Below are 14,608 nucleotides of genomic sequence, written 5' to 3'. Positions count from 1 at the left end.
ATTGCTTACAGAAGTTGATGGTAAGGGAAATTGAAATGAAATTGTTTCCAAATTTACTGGTTACTGCTACTATTGCTTTAAGTTTTGCTACCGTAGATGTAAAATCTGCATCTGCTGCAATTCTTAATTACGCTTTCACCGTTGATAGCGCATTAACAAAGGGGAATGGCTTTTTTAGCTTTGATGACTCAACCTTCAGCAATGACTATAATCCCGAAGCTCCCATTAAGTCACTTTCTTTCAACTTTGATGGCGACTCTACCATTTACACCAAACAAGATGATGCAAATTACCCAGATTTTCCTCTTGTTTTTAAAACCACTTCCTTAGCAGGACAAACGTATTTTGGATTAGATTATCAGTTTAATGATGAAGCTAATCCTTCCAGTTCTATCAGTTATGAAATTATTGGTGAGGATTTTACAATTTACTCTAAAACTTCTCCCAATGTTGAACTTATATCAGGTACAGTTTCTTATAGACAAGTACCTGAATCTACACCTTTAGTTGGTGTTCTTTTTGCTTGCAGCCTTGGCTCAATGATGAAGAGAAAGGTAGCATCAATGAAAAAGATTAAACTCTAACCTTGGTTAAGTTGATATTAACAATTTCTTTGCCAAGGATTAATCTCTTATTAGTAAGCTTTTCTGTGGAGAAACAACATCTAACACATTGATAACAAAGGTAAAAATTGGAAATTAAAATCTGATTTTAATAATAGCAATTCTCTATGAAGCTGCACATTATAACCCCTCCTAACCTCTCCTTAACAAGGGTGGTGGGGTTATTTATATGGGTCTTAATAAAGAATTGCCATAAGGGAAGAATTGCGAAATTTTCCTCCAATTACTCCACCTTCTTTGTGTTAGCTGTTGCTGTACTTTAACTTACCTGTTAGCTAGGAGTAGAGAATGGTAGATTACCGGAATTTTGAGCAGTTCCTGCACAGTCGAATGAAACGACGCAACTTAATTATCGGGGCAGGAGCATTGTCTGGTTTAGCGATCGCTAACCAATTTTCTTCTCAAAGAGCAATTGCCACCAGCAGATTTTCCAATTATCCTTTCACTTTGGGTGTAGCGTCGGGCGATCCCTATCCTACCAGCGTAGTGATTTGGACTCGTCTCGCACCTGAACCTTTAAATGGAGGTGGAATGCCACCTGTGAATGTACCAATTCGCTGGGAAATAGCAACCGATCCCGACATGAAGCGTATTGTCTCCAGAGGTACGGTACTTGCAACTCCACAACTAGCTCATTCAGTTCGAGTTATCGTAGAAGGACTGCAATCTGATACTTGGTACTGGTATCGGTTTCTTGTCGGTCAAGACGCTAGCCCCATTGGTCGCACTCGGACAGCGCCTCTAGCAGGTGGCTACTTAAATAAATTAAACTTTGCCCTTGTTTCCTGTCAGCACTACGAGCAGGGATACTATACTGCTTACAAATATATTGCCCAGGATGACCTCGATTTAGTAGTTCATGTTGGCGATTACATCTATGAAGGAGGAATCTCAAATAATCGTCCCAGAAAGCACAACAGTGCAGAAATTTTGACTTTAGAAGATTATCGCAACCGTCACGCCCTTTATAAAACCGATACCAATCTGCAAGCAGCTCATGCAGCCTTTCCTTGGATTGTTACCTGGGATGACCACGAAGTAGAAAACAACTACGCCAACTATATTTCAGAAGTTGATACTGAACCAGATCAAGATCCGGCTATTTTCCTCCAACGGCGAGCTATTGCTTATCAGGCCTACTACGAACACATGCCACTGCGCCCCTTATCGCGTCCCGTTGGCCCCGATATGCAACTTTACCGTCGGCTTTCTTTTGGTAACTTAGCTAACTTCCATGTCTTAGATACCCGCCAATATCGCACCGATCAGCCCTGCGGTGATGGTACTAAACAACGTCCTTGTGGAGAAGATCCCAATGGAACCATTACTGGCAAGCGTCAGGAAGATTGGCTATATGATGGTTTAGATCGCTCACAGGCTAAGTGGAACGTTTTAGCCCAGCAAGTTATAGTTGCTCAGATAGACACAAAAGCAGGGCCTGGCGAAACCTACAGCATGGATAAGTGGGATGGTTATGTGGCTTCGCGCGATCGCCTGATGCGTTTCTTAGAACAGCGCAAACCATCTAATCCAGTAGTCTTATCAGGCGATATCCATTCCAACTGGGCAATAAATTTAAAGGCTGACTTTAATAACCCAAAATCTGCTACGGTTGGCAGTGAATTTGTCTGTACCTCAATAACCTCCGGTGGAGATGGGGCAGATACCAGTCCAAATGTTGAAGCTTACTTGCCCGATAACCCACACATTAAGTTTTTCAACGGTCAACGGGGATATGTTCGCTGTGCGGTGACTCCCACAACCTACAAGACAGACTATCTAGTTTTATCAAACGTTACAACCCCGAATGGCACGCTTAGTAAGCGGGCTTCATTTGTGGTTGAAGATGGTCGTCCAGAAATACAACAAGCCTAATCGTTTAATTCCCAGGTATTGAAACCAGACAATCACAGATAGAAATAGGTAAATCATAAGTGTTTGTCTATTTCTATCTGTGTTTTCATTTTCATAAAAAGGAGTTAAGGGTTTTAATTCCTAACTCCTAACTCCTAACTCTTCACTTCAGTTTAATAAGCATCCATTGGCAGACAAGAACAAACAAAATTGCGATCGCCAAAGGCTGCATCAATGCGACCAACAGCAGGCCAGAACTTATATTCACGAGTCCAAGGCGCAGGATAGGCAGCTTGTTCGCGAGAATAAGGATGATTCCATTCTCCGGTAATCAGACTTTCGGCAGTGTGGGGTGCGTTCTTCAAAACATTATCTTGGATATCCACCTTGCCAACTTCTATTTGGGCAATTTCTTGGCGAATAGCAATCAACGCATCACAGAAACGATCCAACTCTTGCTTAGATTCACTTTCTGTAGGTTCCACCATGATTGTACCCCCAACAGGCCAGGAGACAGTCGGCGCATGGAAACCATAATCTATGAGACGCTTGGCGACATCATCGATTTCGATCGCAGCTGATTTTTTGAGCGATCGTAAATCTAAAATACATTCATGTGCAACTAGACCATTTTTCCCCTGATACAAAACCGGATAATACGATTCCAGTTTCTTGGCAATGTAGTTAGCATTGAGAATCGCCACCTTAGTAGCTTGGGTTAAGCCATCTGCACCCATCATGGCGATGTACATCCAAGAAATCACCAAGATACTTGCACTACCCCAAGGCGCAGCAGCAACCGCACCAATATGTGAATGCTGAGTTGAGTCGTTGATAGTGACAACAGGATGACCGGGGAGAAAAGGTACAAGATGAGAAGCAACGCCAATGGGCCCCATACCAGGGCCACCGCCACCATGAGGAATACAAAAGGTTTTGTGCAAGTTTAAATGACAAACATCCGCGCCAATATCTCCAGGACGGCAAATTCCCACTTGGGCGTTCATATTTGCCCCATCCATGTAAACTTGTCCACCGTGACTATGGACAACATCGCAGATTTCCTGAATTGGCTCCTCAAATACACCATGAGTTGAGGGATATGTCACCATTAAAGCAGCTAATTCATTGCTATGTTTTTCTGCCTTCGCCTTCAGATCAGCAACGTCAATATTACCTTGGGAGTCACAGGCAACAGCCACCACCTTCATCCCACACATCACCGCACTTGCTGGGTTTGTCCCGTGTGCCGAGGTGGGAATCAAACAAACGTTGCGGTGTGCTTCACCCCGATTTTCGTGATATTGACGAATCACTAAAAGTCCGGCATATTCGCCTTGAGAACCAGCATTTGGTTGTAAAGAAATTCCCGCAAATCCGGTAATTTCAGCTAACCATGCCTCAAGTTGCTCAAACAGAATTTGATAACCTTGCGTTTGCGACGCGGGGGCAAATGGATGAATCTTGCCAAATTCTTCCCAACTTACCGGAATCATCTCAGCAGTTGCATTCAACTTCATTGTGCAAGAACCCAAAGGAATCATCGATGTTGTTAGCGACAAGTCCTTGCTTTCTAGCTTGTGCAGATAGCGCAACAACTCAGTTTCTGAGTGATAGCGGTTAAAAACTGGGTGAGTGAGATATGTACTTGTACGGGAAAGAGGAAGATGTGAGGATGAGGAAGATGTTAATTCTTCTAAAGTGAAGGGTAAATCATTTGTACCAGCGAAAATCTGCCAAAGGTCGATTAAGTCTTCTGGTGTAGTTGTTTCATCCAGCGAAATACCAACAGCAGTTGCATCAAAAACCCTCAGATTAATTTGAAGTTGTTCGCTAGCTGCCAGAATATCTTCTAAATTGCGTCTTCCCAGTTCTACTCGCAACGTATCAAAGAAATCTTGGGAACTGATACTGTAACCCAAGCACTTCAGTCCTTCCGCCAGCAATACTGTCAAAGAATGGATATTTTCAGCAATTTGCTTCAATCCAGTAGGGCCATGATAGACGGCGTACATACTCGCCATTACCGCTAGCAGCACCTGTGCAGTACAGATATTACTAGTAGCTTTTTCCCGGCGGATGTGCTGTTCGCGGGTTTGTAAGGCGAGACGTAATGCAAGCTTACCTTGGGCATCTTTTGATACACCCACAATTCGCCCTGGAACCAGTCGCTTATACTCTTCCTTCGTAGCAAAGTATGCTGCATGAGGCCCCCCAAATCCCAACGGAATACCAAACCGCTGAGTGCTTCCGACAGCAATATCAGCGCCAAATTCCCCAGGAGGGGTCAGCAAAGTTAAACTTAAAGGGTCTGCTGCTACCGTCACCAATGCACCCTTAGCATGGGCTTTTTCAATAAAAGCGCGGTAGTCGTAAATAGTGCCATCACTTGCAGGGTATTGCAGAACAGCCCCAAAAATTGGTCGATCAAAATCAAATGTTTGATGATCGCCAACAATAATCTTAATCCCCAATGGTTTAGCGCGTGTTTGCAACACATCAATGGTTTGGGGATGGCAATCACGAGAGACAAAATAAGCATCTGCCTGATTTTTGGAGACACCGTAGCTTAGGCTCATCGCTTCTGCTGCTGCTGTGGCTTCATCAAGTAATGAAGCATTGGCAATTTCTAAACCTGTGAGGTCGATAATCAACGTTTGAAAATTCAGCAGCGCTTCTAGTCGCCCTTGGGCAATTTCTGGCTGATAGGGAGTGTAGGCAGTATACCAACCTGGGTTTTCTAAGATATTACGCCCAATCACAGGTGGGGTAATAGTGTCGTAATAGCCCATACCAATGTATGAACGGAAAACCTGATTTTTGGCAGCAACTTTTTTTAACGATGCCAGTGCTGCATACTCACTTTCTGCTTCTGGTAACTTTAGCGGTTGCTTCAGCCGAATTGCCTGTGGAACTGTTTGGTCGATTAGAGCGTCCAGGCTGGGAAATCCCAAAACCTTAAGCATTTGCTTGATGTCATCGGAGTTAGGGCCAATGTGTCTTGGCGCAAAACTACTTAACTTTTGACTTTTTTCGTCCAGCACTTGCTGCTCATGAGACTTGAGAATAGGGGCGTTCAATACCACAAATTACTCTCCAGATGGTACTATTTCATATTTTGCAATAAATACTCTTAAACTGGGGGCTGGAGACTGGGGATTCGGAAGATATTGGATAGGTGAATAAGAGTAATTGTTAATTACCTCCTCCACTCACCTACTCCCTTACTCTTCCACTCCCCCACTCAGCACTCCTACTCTCCTTCTACTTGGGCGCGATACTCATCTGCTGTCAAGGCATCTTCAACTTCGCCAGGGTCATTGACGCGCACTTTCAAAAACCACCCTTCCCCATAAGGGTCTTCTGACACTTCTTCGGGAGAACTAATTAGGGCTTCATTCCGTTCTATAACGGTGCCTGTCACTGGTGAATTCAGTTCCTCAACGGCTTTCACTGATTCAATTGTGCCAAAGTTTTCTCCCCTGGTAAGAGCATCGCCAATTTCTGGTAGTTCCAAAAAGACGATATCACCCAATTCATGTACGGCAAACTCAGTAATGCCAATGGTGGCAATTTCACCATCTATTCGCACGTATTCATGAGAATCCAGGTATCTGAAATCTTGAGGATATTCAAAAGACATATCACTTCCTCTCCCTTATTAAAAAAATTATTGCCCCAATAGTCATCCAAGCCATATTTGGTAATGAACCTGACTGTAGATTGAATAACTCACAACACATTATTCCTCAAAAACCTCAGCGCTTATCAGTTGGCAACACGATTTTTTGACCGATAAAAGGGACGTTTAACTACAACTGCTGGATAAGCTTTGCCGCGAATTTCGACTTCTAGCTGCTGACCAACAGTTGCTAGCTGGGTGGGAACGTAGCCTAATGCAACAGGATAACCAAGTGTAGGTGACAGGGTGCCACTAGTAACTTCTCCCACAACTTTACCTGTGGATAACACTTGATAGCCATGACGGGCAATGTTGCGTCCTTGGGTTTGCAAACCAACCAATCGGCGCTGCACTCCCTTGGATTTTTGCTCTGCTAAAACTTCCCGACCAATAAAATCGCCTTTAGTATCTAAGTGAACTAGCCACCCTAAACCTGCTTCTAAAGGTGTGGTGGTGTCATCGATATCTTGTCCGTAAAGTGCCATCGCTGCTTCTAGGCGCAGAGTGTCTCTGGCACCGAGTCCGCAGGGGACAACACCACTTTTATGGAGACTTCGCCACAATTCTACTCCCACATCCGGGTCTACCATCACCTCAAAGCCATCTTCTCCGGTGTAACCTGTGCGGGCCAAAAAGGCAGGTTTACCTAGTAGAGTTGCTTCTAAATGTCCAAAAGCTTTGATTGGTTGTAAGCCTTCTTGCACTAATGGCTGGAGATATTTAATCGCTTTTGGCCCTTGGACGGCAATTAAGACTTTATCTGGTGAAAGGTCTTGGAATTGCACGTTATCCAAGTCAAGGTGTTGCAATAGCCATGCTTTATCTTTACCAGAAGTTGCCGCATTGACTATGATGAATGCCTTTTGTGTACCACTGGTGTCTTCACCTTGATAATAAACAATGATGTCGTCAATAATTCCCGCTTGGGGATTTAACAATACGGTGTATTGTGCTTGACCAGCTTGCAAACGACTCAAGTCAGAAGGTACTAGCGCCTGGAGTTGGGAAATCAGGTTTTTACCTTGGAGGGTAAATTTGCCCATGTGGGAAATATCGAACATTCCGGCTGTATTTCTTACAGCCTCGTGTTCGCGGCTAATTCCACTAAATTGCACAGGCATTTCCCAGCCGCCAAAGCTGGTAAGGCGTGCTTTGAGTTCTACACCCAATTGATATAAAGGGGTTCGCGCCAGAGATTGGGCGTTGTCTTCTTGATTAGCCACAGGTAATTATTGCGATCGCACCTCAACATCTATCATCCTACGAGATGCTTTCTGGTTTTACAGTTTTGTATATCGAATTAGGGGATTGGGCAGGGGTACACAAGGCACAGGGGCGGAGGAAAAAGACTTACTACCACTAATTCTCCCCTGCTCCTCGGTCACTGAGCGTAGCCGTAAAGCCTGCGGCATAGCTACGCTTAAGGCGAAGCCTCTCGTAGAGAAGTGCTGCTCCCCTGCTCTCCACTCCCCCATCCCCTTTGTCCCCTTCTGTAAGGTTTAATAGTTAATAGTAGAAGTGTTGAGATTTATTAAGAAGAGATTATGAAATATTGGCAACTGTTAGCTAGCTTTGTCTTAGCTATGGTTCTTTTTTTGTTTCCCCTATCGGCGCAAGCTGCAAGTTCTTCTAGTATTACCCGTTCTGTGGGTAATGATGAACTCAAGGGCAAGGATTACTCTGGTCAAAGTTTAATTGGTACTGAGTTTACCAATCTCAAATTAGAGAATGCTAATTTTAGCAATGCTGACTTACGTGGTGGCGTATTTAACGGTAGCGTATTGGACGGAGTAAATCTGCATGGTGCTGATTTTAGTGAAGGCATAGCCTATCTAAGCAGGTTTAAGGATGCTGATTTAAGTGATGCGGTGTTGACTGATGCAATGATGCTGCGTTCTACTTTTGATGGCGTGGATATCACAGGTACCGATTTTACGAATGCAATTTTAGATGGGATACAAGTGAAAAAGCTTTGTGTTAAAGCAAGTGGTGTGAATTCTAAAACTGGTGTGGATACTCGCAAGTCTCTAGGATGTAAGTAAATCCTAACCCCTCTTCGCTAGTGGAGAGGGGTATATTTTTTTAACGAATTACGAACTTGTACTGAGCGTCTTGCCCTGAGCGTATCGCTAAAGCGAAAGCTCCGCTAACGCGCAGCGTCTCCGTTAGGAGAAGCCGTTGGCGCAGCCTCTCGTAGAGAAGGGAGCCAAAGTATTACGAATTACGCCCAGCGATCGCTAGTCATATGCTTCTCTTAAAAAGCTGGCATAATTTGCCCGAACCGTCATAGTTGTTGGATGACTTATACCTAAAGTCCGTTCGCAAATTTTCAAAGCTTTTTCAAATAAGGGCTTGGCTTTCCTGTAGCGTCTTGTATGACGGTAGAGTGCTGCTAGATTGTTCAGGCTAATGGCGACATCGGGATGGTTATTTCCCAGCAGGCGTTTACTCAGTTCTAAAGCTTGCTCATACAAAGGTTCGGCTTGTTTGTAACTTCCTGTAGATTCGTAAAGTTGTGCTAAATTGTTCAGGCTGGTGGCAACATCGGGATGGTTGTCTCCTAGCAGGCGTTTTCTCAGTTTTAATGCTTGCTTGAGCAAGGGTTCAGCTTCGCTGTAGCGTTTTGTATAACAGTACAATGCTCCTAAATTGTTCAGACTCGTGGCAACATGGGGATGTTGTTCTCCCACTAGGCGTTTCCACAGTTCTAAAGCTTGCTGATACAAAGGTTCGGCTTCGCTATAGCGTCCTGTATATTCGTAGATTAATGCTAAATAGCTCAGGCTAGTGGCGACATCGTTATGTTCTTCTCCTAGCAGGCGTTTTCTTAGTGCTAAAGCTTTCTCAAGCAATGGTTCGGCTTCCCTGTAGCGTCCTGTGGTTTCGTAGAGTGCTGCTAAATTGTTCAGACTAGTGGCGACATGGATATGTTCTGAACCAAGACGATTTTGAGTTAGTTCTACACACCGTTGCAACCAAGGTTCTGCTTGCTGATAAAGTCCTTGACTTTGATAAAACCAGGCTAATTTAGTAAACAGAGTGATTAGATTTTCATCGTCTAGATATTCGGATAGGTGGGTTGCAACTTCTGTAATATGCGGGATATGTGGAGTGAGGTTGGGAATATCTTCTGGGTTAAGCTGTTGCGGAATTAGCTTTGCTACCTCTAACATCATGGCTGCAAATTTAGTTTTTGCTTCATCCGCCTCATTTGATTTATCCAACTTCATTCGGAAAAGTTGCCGAATCTGTGGATTTAGACGATAAATTCCTTTATGTTTCTGTTGTAATAAATTTAATTCTAGTAAATCAGCTATGGCTTTCTCATTGAGTTGTTGTTTTTTGTTATCTTCTATTGTCTCAACAGATAGGGGAATGTCAGCTAAAGCACACAAACTTAGCAAACAGCCAAAGCTTTGGGCATTTTCATCCAACTGTTCCCAACTCAATTCAAAAGCTTCAAATAGACCGTATTCATCAGGCATCAATGAGTTAGCATTGACTACTGGTTCATGTTCCACTCGTTTCTTCTCTAGCCGCTTCAGCAGTGTTTCCAGAGACAAATCTGGCATTTTATCCAAATATCGTCCCACTAACTCTAACGCTAAAGGTAAATATCCCAAAAATTTACAAATTCTTCTCGCAACCCAAGCTTCTTCTTGCAGTCGTTCTCGAACCACTAGCGATTTGAATAATTTCATCGCCGCCAATGGTTTGAGGGCATCTAATTTGCTATTATATTTTGCGCTCAGATAAGCTTGTAACTTTTCTAGTTTGTCTCGATTGTTAAAAGTCGCTAACTCAGGAGAATTCTGGGCAAACTTGTCATATACCTCACCCACCCACTTTGTGAAAGCAGTAATATCAACGTTTAATTCGCTGGCAAGTTTAACTTTAGTTTTACCTAAGTTTTCTGTCTGAAAATATTTTGCAAAAGCTACCGTTTGCTCTAGAGATAAGCCATTCGTAGCAGCTTCTTTGGCTAGAAAATTAGCCCATTGCATAAACAGCTTTGTGAAGTTTATTTTTATTCTAGCTTTGTCTTTAAATTAATAAATATTCTCTCTTTGGGGTAAAAATACCATTTGGATAAAAATATTTAAAAGCAGTAGCTTAGCTTTGGGTATCGCCACTTGATCCTCTGAAGTTCAAGTTTCGAGTTTTGTACTCAAAATGGCTATGCGATGTTTACGATGGGCTACGTCTAAGCTCTTTGTCACTTAGCATGAGAATCTAACCGCAGAGGTGCAAAGGGCACGGAGGAAGAGAGAAGAGGGAACAAAAGCTATTTTAAGTTAAAATTGGTGGCGATCGCTATTCTCCTGCTTGAAGTTTTCAGTAAATTGACCAAACTATCGGATAACCACAAACCAGCGTCACGCAAAGCTTGAATTCCAGGAGATATGCTTGGGATTAATCCACGTCTTTTTGCTAATATCAGCAAACCTCCGGTTCTGATAGTAATAATACCTAAAGCTTGACCACAACGCCGTGCTGCTCTATCGTCAACAATAGCGGCGCAGTCGGAATTTTTTAGTGCCAAACTCAATACTTGTGATTCTCCTTTTCCCAAATCCCAAGCTGCTACAACAGGGGCAATAGTATTAACTTCTACTGTTTGTATCCAAGAAATATTAAGTAACTGTGTTGATGCCGCATCATCTTTTGTTGTGACTTCTTCAAAAACACCTAATGGAACTAAAATTTCTGTGAATAATTGTGGAAGTAATTGTGTTTGCTGGCTTTTCAGAAGAACAATCAAAGATGAAGAGTTAATAATTACACGATTAATCGACATTTGCCAGTTCCTGGGCTAACTCTTGGGCAGTAATTAGTAATTGCATAAAATCTACTTGGTAGCGTGATAAAGCATTAATAAATTCAGCACGAGTTAGTCCAGCAATCTCTGCTGCTTTTGCTTGTGAGATGTCTCCTAATTTATACCATTTAACTGCGGCGGCAATTCGCATTTATTGGATAAATTCTTCAGGATTTTTACGAAGTGCTGAAAATACTGTTTCGTTCAACTCAACTTACAAATATTCTTAACTGAACCGTATTGCGAGTCAAGGGATAATTGATAATAATTGGTTTTCCAAAAGAATTAATTTCAGAAATTAGACCGTATCTAGCGGTATCTAGCAGTTCCGGTGAGTACCATAGTTTGATATGACTGTAATTGTCCAAATAGGGGAGTACGAATAAATCCTGATGTTCTTTGAGTAGTTAAAATGGCTTCGGTTTGGACAGAAGTTTCTCGTGTTCCGATCGCTAGGTTGATAATTGGTAAGAGTAAGCTCAGTTTAACTATATTTCCTCCTAGATCGGGGTTTAGTGGTCTGCTAATAATTATCGTCAGTAGCGTACCGATATCAGTAGCTAATGTCTGAATTTGATCGCCACTAAAATGCTCAGAAATTTTTTGAGTTTTGTAATCAAGCTGTGGAACTCCATTGATAATTGAATACTTGATGTTAGTATCTTTACCTTCAAGTTCAAATTCATTTGGTCGTTGCACAACAATTGCTTGTGCTGGCTTGGTGGATTTGGTAATCACAAAAGATAATAGTGATGTCGTGGTTAAGCCAGTCACAAAAGTGAGAGCAGTTTTGAGAACTTGACGACGGGGAAATTTTGAGGATATGTCTTTAAGGTTCATAATCGTAATTTAAACCATTGATAAAGATATATTTCTATTCCTAGAAAGAGATTAAGATTGTGCTATCCGATATAGAGCGCGACGAGCGCTAATATGATTCTAGATTATTCAGTTAGCAAGGTAATTAAAATACCAATTGTTGATTTTTAACTCTTCAGTTAGATAAAAATAAATTTCTGATGACAATATTAAGTGGTGTTGCAGTTCATAAGCGATCGCACTGGAGCCTTTGAATCTCGAAGTTGCACCTTTGAACTCAAAATGGCTATACAATGTCTACGACAGGCTACGCCTTATTATTAACTGTACTATTTGGTGTGTAGAAAGCGATCGCTACTAAAATTTGAACTACAACTTTGGTATGGTTTTGTGAAAGGGTGCGATCGTTAGGGTTATGCTTCTCTTAAAAACCTGGCATAATTTCCCCAAACCGCAATTGTATCGGGATGACCTACACCTAAAGTCTGCTCACAAATTGCTAAAGCTTGCTGAAATAGGGGTTCGCCTTCATTGAAGCGTCCTGTAGAACAGTAAAGTCCTGCAAGATTGTTCAAGCTAGTGGCAACATCGGGATGATTGTCTCCCAGTAGGCGTTTGTGGAGTTCTAAAGCTTGCTGAAATAGAGGTTCGCCTTCATTGAAGCGTCCTGTAGAACAGTAAAGTGATGCTAAATTGTTCAAGCTATTAGCGACATCGGGATGGTTATCTCCCAGCAAGCGTTGTCTCAGTTCTAAAGCTTGCTGAAACAACGGTTCGGCTTCGCTATAGCGTCCTGTAGATTTATAAAGTGCTGCTAGATTGTTCAGGTTAATGGCAATATCGAGATGGTTGTCTCCTAATAAGTGTTTTTTTAGTTCTAAAGCTTGCTGAAACAACAGTTCGGCTTCCCTGTAACGTTTTGTAGAACCGTAGAGTAATGCTAAATTGTTCAAGCTATTGGCAACATCGGGATGGTTATCTCCCAGTAGGCGTTGTCTCATCCCTAAAGCTTGCAGATACAGGGGTTCGGCTTCGCTGTAACGTCCTGTATAACGGTAGAGTTCTGCCACATTGTTCAAGCTAGTGGCAACAATAGGATGGTTGTTTCCCAGCAGGCATTTTGTCAGTTCTAAAGCCTGCTTATACAGAGGTTCGGCTTCGCTGTAGCGTCCTGTAGATTTATGAAGTGCTGCTAGATTGTTCAGGCTAGTAGCAATATCGGGATGTTCCGAACCCAGGCGATTTTCAGCAATTTTTACACACTGCCGCAACCAAGGTTCTGCTTGCTTATAAAGTCCTTGTCCTTGATAAAACCAGCCTAAGCCTGTAAACGCTCTTATTAAATCCCTATCGCTTAGATACTGGGATAAGTGGGTTGCAACTTCTGCAAGATGGGCGATATGTGGAGTGAAATTGAAAATATCTTCACGGTTAGGCTGTTGAGGAATTCGCTTTGCCACCTCTACCATCTGCGCTACAAAAGCAGTTTTCACCTCAACTGCATTACTTGACTCATCCAACTTCATTTGGAAAAATAGCCGAATCAGTGGATGTAAACGATATATTTCTTTAGCCTGCCATTGTATTAAATGCAGTTTCCGCAACTCTGCTATAGCTTTCTCCCAGAGTTCTTGTTCATCGTCATCTTTTATCGCCTCAACAGAAAAAGGAATATCAGCCAAGGCATATAAACTCAGCCAACAGCCTAAGCTTTGTGCTTTCTCATCCAACTGTTCCCAACTCAATGCAAAAGCTTCAGCAACGCCATATTCATAACGCATCAATGGGTTAGCCTTGGCTACTGCTTCATGTTCCAATCGCTTTTTCTCTAGCCGCTTCAGCAGTGTTTCCAGAGACAAATCTGGCATTGTATCCAAATATCGCCCCACTAACTCTAACGCCAAAGGCAAATATCCCAAAAATTTACAAATTTTTCTCGCAATCCAAGGTTCGCTTTTAAGCCGTTCTCTATCAACTAGTGATTTTAATAATTTCATCGCCGCCAATGGTTTGAGAACACTCAAAGGTAATTGCGGCAAAGTCCTATCAAACCCCAGCCGCGTTGTTAGCAATACTTTAAACCGGGGTGATTCTGGGGGTAGATAAGGCTGAACCTGTTTTTTGTAGTCAGTGACATTATCAAACACCAGCAGTACTTCACCTTGTTGCCAATTCTGCCAGCAGTATCTCAGCCTATCTGCTAATTCCCAATCGTCCGGTGCAATTCTGTTGAATTTCAATTCAGCAAATCTGAGAATCTGAATTCCGACATCGATTCCCTGTGCAGATAACCAGCAAACCCCACCTTGATAATTCTGCAAATACTGTTTGGCGTATTGGGTAGCGAGTTCAGTTTTGCCGACTCCACCCATACCCGCTACAGCTACAATGGCAACTTGCCGAGATGTTTGTAATTCCTGGTGCAGTTCTTCTAATTCCGCCTCACGTCCCACAAATTTTTCAAATGGGACAGCAGGGGGAATATTTTGATGAATTTCTTTAATTGTGGGTTGGGCATCTTGCCCGCCATTATATTTCCTTGTCAGGCAAGCCCGTAACTTTTCTAGTCTTCCCCGACTTTTAAAAGCAGCTAACTCAGGATAACTCTGGGCGAATTTGTCATAAACCTCAGTCATGCGCTTTTTCAAAGCAGCCGCACTGATGTTCAATTCGCGGGCAACTTTTGCCTCACTCTTTCCTGAGTTTTCAGTCTTCAAACGCTCTACAAAAGCTACCGTTTGCTCTGAGGATAAGCCATAAATAGCAGCTTCATTGGCTAGAAAATCAGCCCATTGCATAGACAGCTTGTGA

The 14,608-nt window shown here is 42.6% G+C and carries 10 protein-coding genes and 1 pseudogene; 3 read left to right on the top strand and 8 right to left on the bottom strand.

Translation table 11 applies throughout. The annotated features are described in order from the left end of the window. Nucleotides 1–35: 35 nt before the first annotated feature. Together V7K53_RS03345 and V7K53_RS03340 are read left to right on the top strand one after the other, a co-directional pair. On the top strand, nucleotides 36–584 hold the full coding sequence (locus V7K53_RS03345) for a PEP-CTERM sorting domain-containing protein (RefSeq protein ID WP_335196231.1): 549 nt from the start codon (nucleotides 36–38) through the stop codon (nucleotides 582–584). 327 nt (nucleotides 585–911) lie between these two features. Then, nucleotides 912–2,498, top strand: coding sequence for an alkaline phosphatase D family protein (locus V7K53_RS03340; protein WP_335196230.1), 1,587 nt, complete (start codon nucleotides 912–914; stop codon nucleotides 2,496–2,498). 152 nt (nucleotides 2,499–2,650) lie between these two features. Here V7K53_RS03340 and gcvP read toward each other — a convergent pair whose 3' ends face one another. The 3 genes from gcvP to gcvT form a co-directional block, all read right to left on the bottom strand. Then, nucleotides 2,651–5,563, bottom strand: coding sequence for an aminomethyl-transferring glycine dehydrogenase (gene gcvP / locus V7K53_RS03335; RefSeq protein ID WP_335196229.1), 2,913 nt, complete (start codon nucleotides 5,561–5,563; stop codon nucleotides 2,651–2,653). 167 nt (nucleotides 5,564–5,730) lie between these two features. Beyond that, a complete protein-coding gene (gcvH, locus tag V7K53_RS03330) occupies nucleotides 5,731–6,120 on the bottom strand; it encodes a glycine cleavage system protein GcvH (protein WP_289797706.1) in 390 nt (129 codons plus the stop codon). Between the two features lie 125 nt (nucleotides 6,121–6,245). Next, nucleotides 6,246–7,382 carry a glycine cleavage system aminomethyltransferase GcvT gene (gene gcvT, locus V7K53_RS03325; RefSeq protein WP_335196228.1) on the bottom strand — a complete coding sequence of 379 codons (1,137 nt, stop codon included), beginning with the start codon at nucleotides 7,380–7,382 and terminating at the stop codon, nucleotides 6,246–6,248. A 321-nt stretch (nucleotides 7,383–7,703) separates the two neighbouring features. Here gcvT and V7K53_RS03320 point away from each other — a divergent pair, with 321 nt between their 5' ends. After that, a complete protein-coding gene (locus tag V7K53_RS03320) occupies nucleotides 7,704–8,201 on the top strand; it encodes a pentapeptide repeat-containing protein (RefSeq protein WP_335196227.1) in 498 nt (165 codons plus the stop codon). A gap of 195 nt (nucleotides 8,202–8,396) precedes the next feature. Here V7K53_RS03320 and V7K53_RS03315 read toward each other — a convergent pair whose 3' ends face one another. From V7K53_RS03315 to V7K53_RS03295, 5 genes and pseudogenes are all read right to left on the bottom strand, one after another. Then, the gene (locus V7K53_RS03315) at nucleotides 8,397–10,163 is read right to left on the bottom strand and encodes a tetratricopeptide repeat protein (protein ID WP_335196226.1); all 1,767 of its coding nucleotides are present in this window, start codon (nucleotides 10,161–10,163) and stop codon (nucleotides 8,397–8,399) included. Between the two features lie 281 nt (nucleotides 10,164–10,444). Next, on the bottom strand, nucleotides 10,445–10,957 hold the full coding sequence (locus V7K53_RS03310; RefSeq protein WP_335196225.1) for a DUF3368 domain-containing protein: 513 nt from the start codon (nucleotides 10,955–10,957) through the stop codon (nucleotides 10,445–10,447). Then, a pseudogene (locus V7K53_RS03305) lies at nucleotides 10,947–11,186 on the bottom strand (UPF0175 family protein). The gene V7K53_RS03310 and the pseudogene V7K53_RS03305 overlap by 11 nt, the downstream one beginning before the upstream one ends. Before the next feature lie 101 nt (nucleotides 11,187–11,287). Further along, the gene (locus V7K53_RS03300) at nucleotides 11,288–11,818 is read right to left on the bottom strand and encodes a hypothetical protein (protein WP_335196224.1); all 531 of its coding nucleotides are present in this window, start codon (nucleotides 11,816–11,818) and stop codon (nucleotides 11,288–11,290) included. Nucleotides 11,819–12,210: 392 nt separating this feature from the next. Further along, nucleotides 12,211–14,595, bottom strand: a complete 2,385-nt coding sequence (locus V7K53_RS03295; protein WP_335196223.1) for a tetratricopeptide repeat protein — start codon at nucleotides 14,593–14,595, stop codon at nucleotides 12,211–12,213. Nucleotides 14,596–14,608 lie beyond the last annotated feature (13 nt).

The sequence above is a fragment of the Nostoc sp. genome, from assembly GCF_036917355.1.
Lineage (GTDB): Bacteria > Cyanobacteriota > Cyanobacteriia > Cyanobacteriales > Nostocaceae > Nostoc.
This window is presented reverse-complemented; position numbering and strand designations above follow the sequence as displayed.